General features: G+C 70.0%; 14 protein-coding genes. 4 read left to right on the top strand and 10 right to left on the bottom strand.

Annotation, left to right across the window (positions count from 1 at the left end; genetic code table 11):
• Positions 1-10: 10 nt before the first annotated feature.
• Both Aiant_RS35335 and Aiant_RS35330 read right to left on the bottom strand, forming a co-directional pair.
• Entirely contained in the window at positions 11-649 is a 639-nt protein-coding gene (locus tag Aiant_RS35335; protein WP_189333968.1) for a nitroreductase family protein, read from the bottom strand.
• Between the two features lie 240 nt (positions 650-889).
• The gene (locus tag Aiant_RS35330; RefSeq protein ID WP_245006676.1) at positions 890-2,050 is read right to left on the bottom strand and encodes a citrate/2-methylcitrate synthase; all 1,161 of its coding nucleotides are present in this window, start codon (positions 2,048-2,050) and stop codon (positions 890-892) included.
• Between the two features lie 85 nt (positions 2,051-2,135).
• Between Aiant_RS35330 and Aiant_RS35325 the strand changes: the two genes are divergently transcribed.
• Together Aiant_RS35325 and Aiant_RS35320 are read left to right on the top strand one after the other, a co-directional pair.
• Complete coding sequence (locus tag Aiant_RS35325) at positions 2,136-3,242, top strand: citrate synthase 2 (protein ID WP_189333966.1); 1,107 nt, start codon at positions 2,136-2,138, stop codon at positions 3,240-3,242.
• 64 nt (positions 3,243-3,306) lie between these two features.
• A complete protein-coding gene (locus tag Aiant_RS35320; protein WP_189333965.1) occupies positions 3,307-4,071 on the top strand; it encodes a class I SAM-dependent methyltransferase in 765 nt (254 codons plus the stop codon).
• Between the two features lie 15 nt (positions 4,072-4,086).
• Here the strand turns inward: Aiant_RS35320 and Aiant_RS35315 are convergent, their stop codons facing one another.
• Positions 4,087-5,793, bottom strand: coding sequence for an ABC transporter ATP-binding protein (locus Aiant_RS35315; RefSeq protein ID WP_189333964.1), 1,707 nt, complete (start codon positions 5,791-5,793; stop codon positions 4,087-4,089).
• A gap of 163 nt (positions 5,794-5,956) precedes the next feature.
• Here Aiant_RS35315 and Aiant_RS35310 point away from each other — a divergent pair, with 163 nt between their 5' ends.
• Positions 5,957-6,361, top strand: a complete 405-nt coding sequence (locus tag Aiant_RS35310) for a MarR family winged helix-turn-helix transcriptional regulator (RefSeq protein ID WP_229830853.1) — start codon at positions 5,957-5,959, stop codon at positions 6,359-6,361.
• A 353-nt stretch (positions 6,362-6,714) separates the two neighbouring features.
• Here the strand turns inward: Aiant_RS35310 and Aiant_RS35305 are convergent, their stop codons facing one another.
• Complete coding sequence (locus Aiant_RS35305) at positions 6,715-7,569, bottom strand: tetratricopeptide repeat protein (protein ID WP_189333963.1); 855 nt, start codon at positions 7,567-7,569, stop codon at positions 6,715-6,717.
• A gap of 75 nt (positions 7,570-7,644) precedes the next feature.
• Positions 7,645-8,133, bottom strand: a complete 489-nt coding sequence (locus tag Aiant_RS35300) for a MarR family winged helix-turn-helix transcriptional regulator (protein WP_229830851.1) — start codon at positions 8,131-8,133, stop codon at positions 7,645-7,647.
• A 75-nt stretch (positions 8,134-8,208) separates the two neighbouring features.
• Here Aiant_RS35300 and Aiant_RS35295 point away from each other — a divergent pair, with 75 nt between their 5' ends.
• Positions 8,209-10,242, top strand: coding sequence for an MMPL family transporter (locus Aiant_RS35295; RefSeq protein WP_189333962.1), 2,034 nt, complete (start codon positions 8,209-8,211; stop codon positions 10,240-10,242).
• Between the two features lie 84 nt (positions 10,243-10,326).
• Here Aiant_RS35295 and Aiant_RS35290 read toward each other — a convergent pair whose 3' ends face one another.
• The 5 genes from Aiant_RS35290 to Aiant_RS35270 form a co-directional block, all read right to left on the bottom strand.
• Positions 10,327-11,703, bottom strand: a complete 1,377-nt coding sequence (locus Aiant_RS35290; protein ID WP_189333961.1) for a B12-binding domain-containing radical SAM protein — start codon at positions 11,701-11,703, stop codon at positions 10,327-10,329.
• Between the two features lie 51 nt (positions 11,704-11,754).
• Entirely contained in the window at positions 11,755-12,216 is a 462-nt protein-coding gene (locus Aiant_RS35285; RefSeq protein ID WP_189333960.1) for a TIR domain-containing protein, read from the bottom strand.
• Positions 12,213-14,471: a phosphotransferase gene (locus Aiant_RS35280; protein ID WP_189333959.1), complete on the bottom strand. Its 2,259-nt coding sequence runs from the start codon at positions 14,469-14,471 to the stop codon at positions 12,213-12,215. Before Aiant_RS35280 ends, Aiant_RS35285 begins: the two co-directional genes overlap by 4 nt.
• Before the next feature lie 40 nt (positions 14,472-14,511).
• Positions 14,512-15,276, bottom strand: coding sequence for an SMODS-associated NUDIX domain-containing protein (locus Aiant_RS35275; protein ID WP_189333958.1), 765 nt, complete (start codon positions 15,274-15,276; stop codon positions 14,512-14,514).
• Between the two features lie 130 nt (positions 15,277-15,406).
• Complete coding sequence (locus tag Aiant_RS35270; protein WP_189333957.1) at positions 15,407-16,549, bottom strand: LLM class flavin-dependent oxidoreductase; 1,143 nt, start codon at positions 16,547-16,549, stop codon at positions 15,407-15,409.
• Positions 16,550-16,577: the final 28 nt, after the last annotated feature.

The raw sequence follows: 16,577 nt of genomic DNA, 5'->3' as shown, positions 1-16,577 counted from the left end.
GGCCGGCGCCTTACCGCTGCTCGTACTTCTCGAAGAAGACGACCTCGTCCAGCGGCCGCCGCTTCGGCTGCGCCCAGCGGCCCTTGGCCGGATAGCCGAGCGGCACGATCGCCATGGTCAGCGCGTCGTCCGGGAGCCCGAGCAGCTTCCGGACGTCCTCCTCGTGCCCGATGTGCAACGTGGTCAGCGTCGACCCGACACCGTAGGCACGCGCTGCCAGCATCAGCTGCTGCACCGCACCGTAGATCGACGAGCCCAGCCGCGGATTCTTCGACGCCGCCGCGCCGAGCACCACCGGGACGATCCAGACCGGCGCCTCCTCGATGTGGTTGGCGAGGTGGTCGGCGGCCAGGAAGCTGCGGCTGCTCATCGGCCCGTCCGGCGAGTTCAGGATCTCCTCCCGGCGGGAGCCGTAGTGGCGCTCCCACCCCTGGCGGTACCACCCGGCGATCTGCTTCTTGACCTCCGGATCGCGCACCACGATCCACGCCCAGAACTGCCCGTTACCGGCCGACGGCCCACGGATCGCGGCGTCCAGGATGGCGCGGACGACGTCGTCGTCGATCGGATCGGCCGACAGGTAGCGACGGGCCGGGGTCGAGTGCAGGGCCTCCAGCAGGGGCAGGTCCTGCGGCGCGGGAGTCGTCATGCACGCAGCCTAACCAGCCCGCCGGCGCGAGGCCGCCGCATCCCCGGACCGCTGCTTCCCGGTACGCCCCGGGCCGCCGCATCGCCGGACCGCCACTTCCCGGTACGCCCCGGGCCGCCGCATCGCCGGACCGCCACTTCCCGGTACGCCCCGGGCCGCCGCATCCCCGGACCGCCGCTTCCCAGTACGCCCCGGGCCGCCGCGTCAGCGGACCGGCGCTTCCCGGCACGTCCCGGCGCCTCACGCGGGTGGACGGCCGGAGTACTGACCTGTCGGGCGGAAGCGGGCCGGGCGGTTCGCGTACTCCTCCAGGGCGTGCGCGAGCCAGCCCGCGGTCCGGGCCACGGCGAAGATCGCCTCGCCGGCGTCGGGCGGCATGTCGTAGCGCAGGGTCAGCGTGGCCAGCGCGAGGTCGATGTTGGGCACGATGCCCGACCGGGTCCGCACGGCGGCCGCCAGGCGGGTCGCGGCGTCGCTCACCGGGTGGTCCCCGAGCAGGTCGAACAGGGCGGCGGCGCGCGGATCGCCGGACGGGTAGAGCGGATGACCGAAACCGGGCAGCCCGCCGCTGGTCCGCAGCCGCTCCGAGATGATCCCGATCGGGTCGGTGCCGGTCAGCGCCTCGGCGAGCAGGGGGTGGACCTGCTCGCTGGCGGCCCCGTGCAGCGGCCCGTCGAGCGCCGCCAGTCCGGCGCTGATCACGGCGTAGGGATCGGCTCGGGTGGAGGCGGCCACCCGGGCGGCGAGCGTCGACGCGGCGATGTCGTGGTCGGCGAGAAGGACCAGAGCGCCATTCAGGGTGCGCCGGCCGTCGTCGGTCAGCGGGTGTTCGGTGAGGTGGTACCACAGCGACTCGGCGAGCGAATCCGGCTGCAGGGGGCGGAGCCCGGCCCGGGACGGCAACGCGTCGACCATCGTCGCGATCAGCGTACGGGCGGTGTTCGCCACGGCCGTGGGGCTGGTGTCGAAGCGCAGCGGATCGGCCGTGGCGATCGCGGCGACCGTCACGCGCAGCCGGTCCGCGAGGCGGGCGGTCGGCGGGAGCAACTTACCGATCCGGTGCGCGAGAAGCGAAAGGTCACGATTGATCGCGAAGCGCTCGAACCGGAGGTCGCCGTCCCAGAGTAGATTGGCGACGGCCTCATAGGGCTCGGTGCGCGCCAGCGCGGTGACATCGTGACCCCGGTAGAACAGCTCACCGTTGCGGATCAGGGTGATTCCGGTCTGAATATTCGGTGTGGCCCGTTTTCGACTAGCTATCAAGTCGTCTACATCAGATTTGGCGAACAGACTGCCCTTCCCGGCCGCATTGCGACGGCTCGTGAGGATGCCGCGGCTTACGTATGCATAGACGGTGGAGGGCTTGACGCCGAGGCGGTAGGCCACTTGCTCGGTCGTCATGAGCTGTTCGGAAGACATGTGCGGATGCTCTCATGTTGACTGGATCAACATTGACGAGTTGTACGTCAAGTCACATGTTGAACTCATGTTGACTGTCAATCCAGGACTCGCCGGTGTCGTCGCGTTCGACACCGAGATCGCCGAACCCGACCGCGACGGCGGCTCGCTCCGCTACCGCGGTGTCGACATCCGCTCCCTGGCCGGCCACGTCTCCTACGCCGACGTCTGGGGACTGCTCGCCGACGGTGACTTCGAACGGCCGCTGCCACTCGCCGAGGCGCTCCCGATCCCGGTCCGCTCCGGCGACGTCCGGGCCGACGTGCAGGCCGCGGTGTCGCTGCTCGCCCCGCGCTGGGGGCTGCGCCAGCTGATCGACATCGACGAGGCGCAGGCCCGCGACGACCTGGCCCGGGCCTCGACGATGGTGCTGTCCTACGTCGCGCAGGCCGCCCGGGGCACGGCGGCGCCGGTCCCGCAGCGCCTCGTCGAGGCCGGGCGCAGCGCCACCGAGCAGTTCCTGATCCGCTGGCAGGGCGAACCGGATCCCCGGCACGTCGCGGCGCTCGACCGGTACTGGGTCTGTGCCGCCGAGCACGGCATGAACGCCTCCACCTTCACCGCCCGTGTCGTCGCCAGCACCGGCGCGGACGTCCCGGCCTGCCTGTCCGCGGCGATCTCGGCCCTCTCCGGCCCGCTGCACGGCGGCGCGCCGGCCCGGGTCCTCGGCATGATCGAGGCGGTGGAGCGGTCCGGCGACGCCCGCGGCTACGTCCGTGCCGTGCTCGACGGCGGGCAGCGGCTGATGGGCTTCGGGCACGCGGTCTACCGAGCCGAGGACCCCCGCGCCCGGATCCTGCGGGACGCGGCGTTCGAGCTGGGCGCGCCGCGCTACGAGGTGGCCCGGGAGCTGGAGTTGGCCGCGCTCGCCGAGCTGCGCGAGCGCAAGCCGGACCGGGTGCTGGAGACGAACGTGGAGTTCTGGGCCGCGGTGGTGCTGGACTTCGCCGGCGTGCCGGCCGAGCTGTTCACGTCGCTGTTCACCTGCGCGCGGACCGCGGGCTGGAGCGCGCATGTGCTGGAGCAGAAACGCCTCGGCAAGATCATCCGCCCGTCCGCCGACTACGTCGGCCCGGGCGCCCGCGAGGCCGCCGACCTGCCCGGCTGGGCCACCGCTGTGACCCGCAACAGCTGACCGGCGCGCCAAGCGCGCAGCCGCCGTCGCCGGGCGCGGCGCATTCACCGAGGAAAGGGACGACATGACGACTGTGGACTTCGGGCGGACGGCGGCGGACTACGCGCGGCACCGGGCCGGCTTCCCGCCGAGCCTGCTGGACCGGCTCGCCGGCTACGGCGTCGGCGGACCCGGGCAGACCGTGCTGGACCTGGGGACCGGGACCGGCAGCCTGGCCCGCCTGTTCGCCCTCGGCGGCGCGACCGTGACCGGCCTGGATCCCGCCGAGCCGCTGCTGGACCAGGCCCGCCGGCTGGACCGCGAGGCCGGCGCCGAGGTGACCTACGTGGTCGGTGCGGCCGAGCGGACCGGCCTGCCGGACGCCACCTTCGACGTGGTCAGCGCCGGCCAGTGCTGGCACTGGTTCCGCGCCGCCGAGGCCGCCGCGGAGGCCCGCCGCCTGCTCCGCCCGGGCGGCCGGATGGTGATCGCCCACTTCGACTGGCTGCCGCTGCCGGGCACCGTGGTCGAAGCCACCGAGCGCCTGATCCTGGCCCACAACCCGGCCTGGTCGCTGTCCGGCGGCACCGGTCTCCACCCGCGCTGGCTCACCGACCTGCGCACGGCCGGTTTCAGCGACCTGGAGACGTTCTCCTACGACATCGACGTCCTCTACACCCACGAGGACTGGGTCGGACGGATCCGCGCCAGCGCCGGTGTCGCCGCCAGCCTCCCGCCGCCCGGGGTCGAGCACTTCTCTGTCGCGCTGCGAGCCGAACTGGCCGCCGGCTTCCGCGGCGACCCGCTGCCCGTTCCCCATCGGGTGTGGGCGGTGGTCGCCACCGGATAGGGCGCGGAACAGCGGTCAGGAGGCGAGGGTGGCGTAGCGACCGCCCTCGGAGAGCAGCGAGTCGTGGGTGCCGGATTCCAGGATGCGGCCGTGGTCGATGACGACGATCTGGTCGGCGTCGCGGACGGTGGAGAGGCGGTGGGCGATGGTGATCGTGGTCCGGCCGCGGGACAGCTCGTCGAAGGCCTGCTGCACGGCGCGCTCGGTCTCGGTGTCGAGGGCGCTGGTGGCCTCGTCGAGGACCAGGATGCGCGGGTCGCGGAGCAGGGTGCGGGCGATCGCGATCCGCTGTTTCTCGCCGCCGGAGAAGCGGTGGCCGCGGGAGCCGACCATGGTGTCGTAGCCGCCCGGGAGGGACGCGATCAGAGAGTGGATCTGCGCTGCCCGGGCGGCGGCGACGATCTCGTCGTCGGTGGCGGTGGGCTTGGCGTAACGCAGGTTCTCCCGGATCGTGGTGTGCAGCAGGTAGGTCTCCTGGCTCACCACACCCACTATGTCCGACAGGTCGGTCAGGGCGAGGGAGCTGAGCGGGACGCCGTCGATCGTGACGCGGCCCGAGGTCGGGTCGTGCAGTCGGGCGATCAGGCCGGCGATCGTGCTCTTCCCGGAGCCGGTCTCCCCCACCAGCGCGAGGGACGTCCCGGCGGGCACGTCGAGGTTCACACCGACGAGGGCGGCCGCGGTGCTGCCGTCGTACGCGAAAGTGACGTCCTCGAACCGCAAGTGGCCGCGGACCTCGGGCAGACGGACCGGATGGACCGGGTCCTCGATCTCGACCGGCAGGTCGAGGTACTCGAAGATGCGCGCGAACAGCGCGAGTGAGCTGGTCAGCGTCACGCTGACGTCGAGCAGGCTCATCAGCGGGCGGAACAGGTTCCCCTGGAGCGCGGTGAACGCGACGAGTGTGCCGATGCTCATCGCACCGGCCGCGAACGGCAGCCCGGCGGCCAGGTAGATGGTCGCCGGGATCACCGCGAAGATCACGCTCATCGCGGCCATCCGCCAGCGTCCGGCCAGCTCGGAGCGGAGCTCGAGATCGATCAGCCGGGTCGACGAGCCGGTGAAGCGCTCGACCTGCGCCGCGCCCGCACCCATCGTCTTGCTGAGCTGGATCCCGTTGATCGACAGCCCTTCCTCGATGATCACGTTGAGCTCGGCGAGCTCGCGCTGCCGCTCGGCGGTGATCTTCTGCCGCATCCGGGCGACGCGCCGGGTCAGGTAGATCGCCGGGGGCAGCACGAGCAGCGAGATCAGGGTGAGCTGCCAGGTCAGCGCGACCATCGCGACGATGGTGGCGACCACGGTGGTGAGGTTGGCCGCGATGCTGGTCGCGGTCGAGGTGACCACGGTCTGCATGCCGCCGATGTCGTTGGTGATCCGGGACTGCACCTCGCCGGTGCGGGTCCGTGTGAAGAAGCCGACCGACTGCCGTTGCAGGTGCCGGAACACGTCGACGCGCAGCCGGTGCATCACCCGCTGGCCGACGGTGGTCGAGATCCACGTCTGCACCACGCCGAGCACCGAGGTGATCGCGGCGACCACCACCATGCCGAGGACCAGCCAGACCAGCAGGCGCAGGTCGCTCTGCGGCAGGGCGACGTCGATGATCTCGCGGAGCAGGAACGGTGACGTCATGCCCAGCACGGACGACACCACGATGATCGCCACCACGAGCGCGAGCTGCTTGCGGTGACCGTTGAAGAGCGCGCCGATGCGGCGCATCGAAACGGATCGGGCCTGCGCCCTCTCCGCGGGGGTCACGGTCCGTGCCGCGCCCCGGCCTTGTCCTCCAGCCAAATTCAAACCCTTTCCCGTACGCCTCCGTGAACAAAGTGAGGTTACCTCAACATGAGGTAGCAACGGTAATCGCTGTTAAGTTGTTCCCGTGGAGGAAGAGTCGTTGCACGAGGCGTTCTGGGCGGTCAGCCGGCGGCTGCGCGAGCACGCCAAACGCGAGATGGAGCCGTGGGGCATCGCCCCGTCCCAGTTCCGTGCGCTGAACGTGCTGCTCGGGCATGGTGAGATGCGGCTCAGCACGCTCGCCGAGCACCTCCGGATCGCCCCGCGCTCGGCGACCGAGGTCGTCGACGACCTCCAGCAGCGTGGCCTGGCGGAGCGCCGGCCGGACCCGGCTGATCGGCGGGCGACGCTGGTGACGCTCACCGATCAGGGGCGCGCCACGGGTGAGGGGGTGCGGGCGGCCCGGGCAGCGGCCAGTGAGCGCCTGTTCACCACGTTGTCCGCGGAGGATCGCGCCGAGCTGGGCCGAATCCTGCGCAAGCTCGCCTGAGTCTGCGGTTACGGGCTGGCCCTGGTGGCCCCATCCGGGTACGGAATAGGGCCATGAGCACCAGCCCGACCGTTACGGGCTGGCCCTGACAGCCCTATCCGGGTACGGAATAGGGCCATGAGCACCAGCCCGACCGTTACGGGCTGGCCCTGACAGCCCTATCCGGGCGCGGAATAGGGCCATGAGCACCAGCCCGACCGTCACGGGCTGGCCCTGACAGCCCCACCCGCGCACGGAACAGGGCCATGAGCACCAGCCCGACCGTCACGGGCTGGCCCTGGTGGCCCTATCCGGGCGGGGAATAGGGCCATGAGCACCAGCCCGGGGTTGGGCTGTCTGGCGTCTTGGCCGGGTCAGAAGCGGCGGGCGAGGGACGGGCGGAACAGGACCGCGGCGCAGGCGGCGGAGGCGCCGAAGGCGAGCAGGGCCACGTAGAGGCCGGCCGGGACCGCGACGATCGAGGTGGCGCCCAGCACCGCCAGCGCGAGTAGGAAGATCAGGCACCAGCTCACCGTGACCCGGGCGGCGTACCCGATCGCGTCGCGAGCCAGGATCGCGCGCTCGTCGACCCGGCCGTGCGGGCCGACCCGCATCGACTCGGCGAACTCGTCGGCGGCCTGGGCCAGCGACGACGCGTCCACCACGGACTCCATCGCGATCTCGAAGAGGGCCAGGGCCCGGTGCGCGCCGTGGTGGCCGGGCTCCAGGGCCAGCGCCCGGTTGATCGACTCGCGGGCGCTCAGCGGGCGGCCGGCAGCGAACATCGCCCGGCCGAGCGTGACGTGCAGGTCCGCGTCGTAGCCGGCCAGTTCGACGGCGATCTTCAGGCCGTCCAGGGCGTCACCGACCCGGCCGGCCGCGAGCTGCGCCTGGGCGAGCCGGTTGTGCAGCCGCGGGTTGCCCGGGTCCTCGCGGCAGGCGGCGGCCGCGGCGTCGACCGCCTCGCGGTGCCGGCCCAGCTCGGTGGCGGCCCGGCTCAGCCAGTAGAGCGTCTCCGGGCCGTGCGGGTCGAGGTGCCAGGCCGCGGTGGCCGAGCGCAGCGCCCCGTCCAGGTCGCCCATGTCCAGGTGCGCGCGAGCCATCCGGTGCCAGGCCTCGACGTTCTCCGGCTGCCGGCCGACGATCGGCGCGAGCAGGTGGGCGGCGTTCGCCGCACGACCACGGGCGAGCAGGTCGTCGGCCTGGGAAAGGAGGGGCTCGGTTCGCACGAGGCTGCTGATCGGCCGGCGACCGGCCGACTTTGGCGAACCGCGCGTTGCGGCCCAGTTGCGTCTTCGGACGACCTACGAGCGCAGCTCGTCGCGGTATCCGGACAGCGAGTCGACCATGCCCTGCACGAACCGCTCCACCACCTGGAGCTCGGCCACGTCGAACTGGGCCATCACCGCGTCGGTGCGCGGCGCGAGCGGGGTGAAGAACGCCTGCGCCAGCGCCATCCCGGTGTCGCCGTAACGCAGATGCACCACCCGGCGGTCGGAGCTCTCCCGGCTGCGGCGCAGGTGCCCGGCCCGCTCCAGGCGGTCGATCATCGCCGTGGTGGCCCCGGAGGAGAGGCCCATCGCCTCGCCCAGCCGGCCCGGGGTCAGCGGCGCGCCGGCCCGTTCCGCGTGCATCACGGCGAGCAGCGCGTGCAGGTCGGGGCCGTGCAGATGGTGGCGCCCGGCGAACGCATGCCCGATGTGGTTGGCCTCGCTGGCATACGAGTTGAGCAGGTCGACGAGCCGGGAGCGCAGCCGCTGCCGTTCCGCCGGTTGGTCTTTCTGGTCCTCCACGAGGCCCAGTGTTGCAGATTCCGTCCCCGTGGGTAAGAATCTCGATTGTCGAGATTCTTTATCTTGGAGGATTCAATGAGACGGGCATGGGCATCCCTGCTCCTGGCCCTGGTGCTCGGCGGTCTGGTGATCGGCCTCTCCGGGTCGACCAAGGTCACCAACGACCCGAACGCATCGTTGCCGTCGTCCGCCGAGTCCACCCGGGTGGCTCAGCTGCAGAAACAGTTGCCGTCCGGCCGGACCACCGCCGCGCTGGTGGTGGTCGCCAAGGGCGGTGCGGCGCTCACCGACGCCGACCTGGCCGCGGTCCAGCCGCTCGGCCGGCCGATCGTGAGCCAGGACCGGAAGGCCGCGATCATCTCGGTGCCGCTGCCCGCCGGCCTCTCCTCCGAGGAGACCATCCAGCAGGTCGCCGACCTGCGCGCCAAGGCCCGCCAGGGCCTGCCCGCCGGGGTGACCGCGCAGGTCACCGGCGGCGCCGGGTTCACCGCCGACCTGGCCGACAGCTTCACCGGGGCGAACACCCGGCTGCTGCTGGTCACCGTGGTGGTGGTCGCGGTGCTGCTGCTGGTCACCTACCGCAGCCCGCTGCTCTGGCTGGTCCCGCTCGTCGTGGTCGGGCTCGCCGACCGGGTCACCACCGGCATCATCGCGCTGCTCTCGCAGCACACCGGCCTGCCGGTCAGCGGCTCCACCACCGGCATCGTGACGGTGCTGGTGTTCGGCGCCGGGACCGACTACGCGCTGCTGCTGATCTCGCGATACCGGGAGGAGCTGCACGGCCACGAGGACCGGTTCGTCGCGATGCGCCGGGCGCTGCGCGGCGCCGGGCCGGCCATCGCGGCCAGCGCCGGCACGGTCATCCTGAGCCTGCTCACCCTGCTGCTGGCCAGCCTGGAGAGCAACGTGTCGCTCGGCGTCACGGCCGCCGCAGGGATCGCGGTCGCCGCGATCTTCGCGCTGGTGGTGCTGCCGGCCGCGCTGGTGGTCTGCGGGCGCGGGCTGTTCTGGCCGTTCGTGCCGCGGGTCGGGCAGGCCGGTGTGGAGGCGGAGACGGGCGTCTGGGCGCGGGTCGGCCGGGCGGTCTCCCGCAAGCCGGTCGCGGTCACCGTCGCCTCGGTGATCATCCTGGGCGTGCTGTCGGCCGGCGGGCTCGGCACCCGGCTCGGCCTGTCGCAGACCGAGCAGTTCCGGGTCAAGTCCGAGTCGGTGGCCGGCCTGGAGACCCTGTCGCAGTACTTCCCGGCCGGTGCGGCCAGCCCGACCGTGGTGCTGACCAGCCCGGACCGGGCGCAGGCGGTGCTCGCCACGGTGTCCGCCACCGACGGGGTGGCGCAGGCCCGGATCGCCGAGCAGAACGCCACCCAGGCGAGCATCCAGGTGATCCTGAACGCGGCGCCGGACACCGGCGAGGCGTACGACGCGATCCGCGCGCTGCGCGCCGAGCTCGACGACACGGCCCTGGTCGGCGGCAGCGTGGCGACCAGCCTGGACACCCGCGACGCCACCCGGCACGACCTGCGGGTGATCGTGCCGGTGATCCTGCTCGTGGTCCTGCTGGTGCTGGTGGTGCTGCTGCGGGCGCTGGTCGCGCCGCTGCTGCTGATCGTCACGGTGATCATCAGCTTCGCGGCCGCGCTGGGCGCCGGGTCGTTCCTGTTCGGCCACGCGCTGGACAACCAGGTGCCGCTCTTCTCGTTCCTGTTCCTGGTCGCACTCGGGGTGGACTACAACATCTTCCTGGTCACCCGGGCCCGGGAGGAGGCCGGCAAGCGCGGCACCAAGGACGGCATGGTGCACGCCGTCGCGGTCACCGGCGCGGTGATCACCAGTGCCGGGATCCTGCTGGCGGCGGTGTTCGCGGTGCTCGGCGTGCTGCCGGTGATCACGCTGACCCAGATCGGCGTGATCGTGATGATCGGCGTGCTGCTGGACACCCTGCTGGTGCGTACCGTGCTGGTCCCGGCCTTGGCCACCATCCTCGGTGACCGGTTCTGGTGGCCGGGCCGTCCGCAGGCGGTGACGGCCGAGCAGCCGAAACCGTCGGCCCGGGCCGATTGGGACGCGGTCGACCGCACGAAACTGACCGAGCCGGCCGAGCGCGGCTGATCGTCGCCCGTTGTTTCGCCGGGCGGCTCCCGCCCGGCGAGACGACCGCCCGTACGCTCCGTGCCTCGCCCCGAACGCGCGAGGTCACACCATCGGCGAGTCGGTCGTCATGAGATCCGAGTTGAACGTCTGCGTCTGGACATAGAACTCGTCGATCATCTGCGAGATCTCCTCGGGGTTCAGCTCGGAGAGCGTGAGAGACGACCGCCAGGCGTGTTTCTGGAACTCCGGCACGGTCAGCGTGAAGTCCGTGAAGCTCAGCAGTTCCTCTTCCGTGTGCCCGGCACGCAGCAGATCAGCCCACAGCGCCGACCCGGGCATCGGCTTGTAACCGAACACGAGGCACCGCACACCCTGCCGGCCGCTGCGGGAGCCGACCGACGCCAGATCACGTGCGAAGGACAGTGTCTGTTCGGTCGACTCACGTGACTCGCCGGGAAGCCCGATGATGAAGTAGAACCGGAGATCGATTCCGCTTCGGGCGGCGCCGTTCACGATGTCCCAGATCCGGCCGTCGGTGACGCGTTTCCCCAACTGGTATCGCAGCGTCATGTCGGCCGCCTCGACCCCGGAGATGACCGTGGCCAGGCCGTACTCGGACAGGTGCCGCCACTCGTCGGCGCTCAGGCCGACGCCGTACTGAAGCGGAAAACTGAGTTCCCAGGCGAGCCGATCGCCGTATCGCCGGTGCGCCTGGCCGAGAAAATCGAGCAGCGGCCGTTTGCCCTTGAAGGGGAGGTCGTCGAAGACCCTGATTCCGGTCGCGCCGAGCCCGACGAGATAGTCGACCTCACGGAACACGCTGTCGTAGGAACTCACCCGGTACGGAATGCCGCTGCTGTGGCTGCTTCCCGCACAGAACGCGCAGCGGAAAAGGCAGCCCCGGCTCATCGTCAGGCCGTACCAGCGCCGGCCCAACCTTTCGAACGGCTCACCCCGGCTGAATCGCCGGTCGATCATCGGCATGGCGGTGACATCGACATACGTCGGCCGGACGGTGATCGACGTCGATATCATGGCGGCACCGGGAAGCCCCGCCGCCTTTCCGGTCAGGACTCCCGGGACGCCGGCCGGATCGGCACCTCCGATCAGTTCGAGGACCGCTCGCTCACCGTCGCCTCGCACGTAGACGGCCCGGGGTCCGAACTGCTTGGCGACGAGCTCGTCCGAGACGTTCGTGATGTGGGGGCCACCGACGACCACCCGGGTCGGCTCCTGGCAAACCAGCCCGACGATCCGGCTGACGATGTCGATGTTTATCGAGAACGAATTGATGCCGACCCATCTCGGCCGGCGCGCACGAACCGCCTCGACGATAGCCTCGGGCGAAAGCCTTTCGAGTTCCGCGTCGAGCACTTCGACACGGAACCCGGCCCGGTCGGCCGCGGTCGCGATGGAAAGAATCCCGAGTGGTGGCGAGTGCGGTGTCGAGGTCCGCGGGTAATGAGCGTAATCATGCACCGGCGCATTGACGAGCAGAAGATCTATCAACGCCCGCTCCCTCGCACTCCATCAGACGAGTGCCAGCTCACTCTCAAGCTGACAGATCAGCATCGATGTCAGCTTACGCAGGGATTCACCTTCTTCGTAGCCTCCGGAGACACTCGCGACCGACAGGATCTTTTCCGGCCGATCCGGCTGCCGCCAGATCGCGATGATCGGCTTGCCCAAAGCCAGCGCTCCACCCGCCTCGACGCTCAAGCCGGTGCGAGCCGCGCCGGCGTGCGAGGTCAGATCGAGAACCACACCGCGAGCGGTCCTGATCCGTTCGATGACCTTGGCGAAGGCTTCCCGGTAATCGATCTCACCGATTTCCCAGCCCTGGACGTCACGGACGTGGGCGAAAGTGGACAGACCATGGTCAGCCGCGCCCTCGGTGATCTGTTCTATCCGTTTGCGCAGGCTCTCACTCTGCCCCTGCTCCACCGAATAGCAGATCACCAGATCGGGATATGCGTTCACCGGCGACGTCATGCGACCCTCCGCAGAAACCAATCAGCCAATGCCACGCTCATGCGTTTCTCCTGGCGGGGGAGGTCGAATTTGAGGCGGCCGAGCAGAACCGCGGCCACGAGAGCATAGTAGAGGTCACGTGGCCCGAGGTCACGAACCTCGACGCACTGATTCTCGTATTGGAACAGGTCGAGAATGGATTGGAGATCGTCGGCGACGAGGACGTCACCTTTCTGCGTCCCGAATGCGAGGAGCTGCTCGACCGCGTGCACGCCCGCCAGGCTGAGTCGTCCCGCCGTGACCGCCGACTGCACATCGGCGGCGAGAAATGCCGCGTCGTAGAGGGCCGGCCAGTCCTGCCGCATCTTGCCGTAATCGATGATGCCGTACTTCTCGGATCCCCACAGCACATTGCCCGCGTGCAGGTCACCGTGGATCGCCGACATGACGACATTGCGATATTCCCGATCGAGAACCCGGTCGAGCCGGGCGACGGGATCCTCGATGGCGTTGCCCGGGCTGAAAACCAGTTTGCCGTCCGCATAGTTCAGGCCGATCTCGCCCAGCGTGCGCCGGAACCAGGAATCGCGGGTCTCCTGAACGACACCGGTCACCACCAGCTCGGCGTCGACAGCGATCACATTCAGCTGACGCTCGCCGAGTTCTGAGAGGTCCAGATCGATCTTCTGATGTGTGCTCAGCGTGTAGCCCCGGCAGAAGGACCGCACGAGGTCCGTCTCGGTGACCCGGATACCCACCCGGAGAACGTCGTCGGAGCCCAGAACCGGCGCTGACGGGTGCTCACCCACCGGCCGGCGGTCCACGGTGCCGACCAGCACCCGGAAGTCCGCGGGCAGGAACTCGTTCAGCGGCCTGCGGATCTGCGCCACGTCACGACGCACGCCGTGCTTGTAGAGAACCTCGTGGAGATGCCGCGAGTAGAGGTCGTCGAGAACCTCGCGGATGCGCTCGAGCCCGAGCAGCCCGGGAGTGAACAGCGCGGTCAGCGGCTCCAGCTGCCCCGTCGGCTCGATGCCGAGAAAGCGACCGGCGTCGTCGTAGACGATGCCGGCCTGGTTGCCGATTATCGCGTCGGAGGAGCGGACCGCCATGAAGGCGCCGGTCCGGCGTGGCTCGATGAACCGCTGATAGTTCCGCCGTTCAGCGAGGATGTGCTCGGCGGGACCGACCTTGAGCACGGACACATTCGCGATCCGTGCGGCATTCTCGTCCTCGAACTCCCGGACGCCGAACACCCGGCTGCCCGACTTCCCACCCTTCATGATCTTGTGAATGGCGATGCTTCGATAGGTCTGGCCGACGTAGAGCGAGGTGGCGATGCGCTCGACGTCGGACTGTTCCTCCGGACCGAGCTGCCGAAACATCGCATCCGACCAGTTGATGTCGACGACCTGGTCCTTCTCCGCCGGCGCGTACGGAATGAGGTGTCGCACATTCGCCAGAAACTTCGTGAGAGCCAGCACGCGGGCGGACTCGTACGAATGGACCGCCGGAATGCCGGTCTTGATCCGCTCCGGAGCGGGCACGAAAATCATGTCGAAGAAGTGCGAGACCCACGTGGAGCGCCGGTCGACCTGCTCGCTGAGCAGATTCAGCTTGTGCAGGACCAGGTCCTCGTGATCGCTGACGTCGATGTAGTTCTGAACGCTGCGGACGTGATCCATGGCGGTCGCCATCGACAGGTCGTAGAAGTGGTCGAAAAGATATGACGTCGTCCCGCGGCCCTCACGCTCGAGGATCGCGTCGAAGCAATCCGCGATGGGCCGGTGCTTGGCGCCGGCGATCAGCGCGTCCGGAGCGAGCGCCTCGATCGCCTGGATGCACTTGGGAACGAACAGGATGTTCGGCGACGACCAGGGACGAGCATGCTTGTCGACGAGGTAGCGAACGGCGCTGTTGCCCTCCGCGTAGAGCGCGGCGTAGTTCTTCTGGATCCGGCGGATGGCGGCCTCGTCGGACGGAATCTCGGCAGTGGTGACGATGCGCAGATTCGGGTGCGAAAAACCGAGATACGCCTTGTAGAACTCCTTCGTCAACTCGGTGTCCTCGGCGAGCCGGCGTTTCATGGTCCGGTTGTTCGGATCGTGCTCGTCATACGTGATCAACAGGATTATCACGGTGTTGCCGTTGGTCAGCAGTTGGTACAAGACGTTGAGCATCCGCAGATGCCCCAGATGGAAGACCACCTGGGGCCGGCAGTGCAGCAGATACGTTCCCGGAGCGTCCGGGGCGTGGGGGGTTTCCAGGATCGGCAACTCGGCTGCCCTTCGTCGTCACTTGGCTGCCCGGACGGCGTCACCGCAGAGGTGGCAGGTCCGCGTTGAATCGCCGGGTTCCCAGCAGGAACGCGGACTGCGGAGCCACCAGGAACGGGCCGTGCCTGCCCAGCTCGATGTCGGCGCTGCTCACCGCGATGACCTGTTGTTCCGCCGGGTCCCGGCCGAGCGCCACTAGGCGGTTGACCAGCTCGACCGCATCGGGATCGTCCGGAATGACGTCGTAGACGTCGAACCTGCGGACCACCCGCTCGGCCCGGCCGTACTTCGGCGGTCTCTCGAAGACGCCACGAACCAGGGTGAGGGTGAGCGCCCCGGCCAGCGGGACCAGTTCGGGGTGGCCGACCTCGGCCAGTTCCTCCCGCAGCTCGCGCCGGACACAGTCGACCGCGGACTCACGGTCCCGGCCGGAGGCGTACCACCGGAGAAAGGAGATGACGCTCCGCAGTGGCAGGAAGCCGCGCAGATCGTGGCGCATGGCCGCTTGCCGGGCCGCGGACCGTTGCTCCACGAAGCCGACCGAGTCGAGGGTCCGCCGTGCGCCTTCCGCGTATTTGACGACGCCGCCGGGTGGACCGTAGACACCCGGCCGGTAGGGGTGGCTGAACAGGACGTAGCAGTCCTCGTCCTTCACCCGCAGGAGCGCCGCCATCGAGACGCGGACCCGCCGGGCCCCGGGGGACAACGCCGGGAGGACGGCAAGGTACTTACGGTTGCCCCAGAGGAGACCGGCGATGCCGAGCAGGACTGCGGTGATGAGGCCGGCGACGATGTTGGAGATCACGGGACGCTCCAGGCAGTCGGGAATGCGCAAGAGTCTCGGCGAAGGCGGTCCGTCGTTCCCTCAACATCCTATCGGTGATGGTCGAGACGACACCGGTGGCGAACCGCCGGAGGTACGCCCGTGGCCCGGATCAGGAAGGGGTGGACGGGACACCGGCGAAGGGGATCGCGGCCGGTGCGGTTCCCTTCTCCCCCGCCGGGTGCCGCCACAGGCCGCGGCGGCGCAGCTCCGGCAGCACGCCCTCGCCGAACCAGTACGCCTCCTCCAGGTGCGGATACCCGGACAGGATGAACTCGGAGATGCCGAGAGCCGCGTACTCCTCGATCCGGTCGGCGACCTCGGTGTGGCTGCCGACCAGGGCGGTGCCGGCGCCGCCGCGGACCAGGCCGACACCGGCCCACAGGTTCGGCGAGACGACCAGGCCGTCGCGGCTGCCGCCGTGCAGGTCGAGCATCCGCCGCTGGCCCTCCGACTCGCTGCTGCGCAGCCCGGCCTGCACGCTGGCGATGTCGGCCTCGGACACATTCTGGAGCAGGCGGGCCGCCTCCGCCCAGGCCGCCTCGGCGGTGTCCCGGGTGATCACGTGCAGGCGGATGCCGAACCTCATGTCCGGTTTCAGGGTGCGGATCCAGGCCAGCTTCTCGGCGACCTGGGCGGGCGGCTCGCCCCAGGTGAGGTAGACGTCGGCGTGCTCCGCGGCGACCGGGCCGGCGGCCGCGGACGAGCCACCGAAGTAGACGGTCGGCGCGACCTCCGGCACCCGGGCCAGCCGGGCGTTCTCCACCTTGATGAACGCACCGTCGAGCGAGACGGTCTCCCCGCGCAGCAGCGGGCGCACGATGCTCAGGAACTCGGCGGTGCGCGCGTAGCGCGCGTCCTTGTCCAGGAAGTCGCCGAACTGGCGCTGCTCGCTGGACTCCCCGCCGGTCACCACGTTGAGCAGCAGCCGCCCGCCGGACAGCCGCTGGAACGTCGACGACATCTGCGCCGCCAGGGTCGGCGAGATCAGCCCCGGCCGGAACGCGACCAGGAACTTCAGCCGCTCGGTGACCTCGGTCAGCATCGCCGTGGTCAGCCAGGCGTCCTCGCACCAGGCACCGGTCGGGGTGAGCGCGCCGACGAACCCGAGCTGCTCCGCGCTGCGCGCGATCTGGCCGAGGTAGCCGATGGTCAGCGGCCGTACCCCGCCCGCCGACCCGGACGGCGTGCCGTGCCCGCCGCCGACGATGTCCCGGCTGTCGCCGTTGGTGGGCAGAAACCAGTGGAAGTCCATGCGCGGAGCCTACCCAGCACTCCCATCG

Origin of the sequence: Actinoplanes ianthinogenes, assembly GCF_018324205.1 — a bacterium.
Classification (GTDB): domain Bacteria; phylum Actinomycetota; class Actinomycetes; order Mycobacteriales; family Micromonosporaceae; genus Actinoplanes; species Actinoplanes ianthinogenes.
Note: the sequence above shows the minus strand (reverse complement) of the source record. Positions and strands in the feature narration are given on the sequence as shown.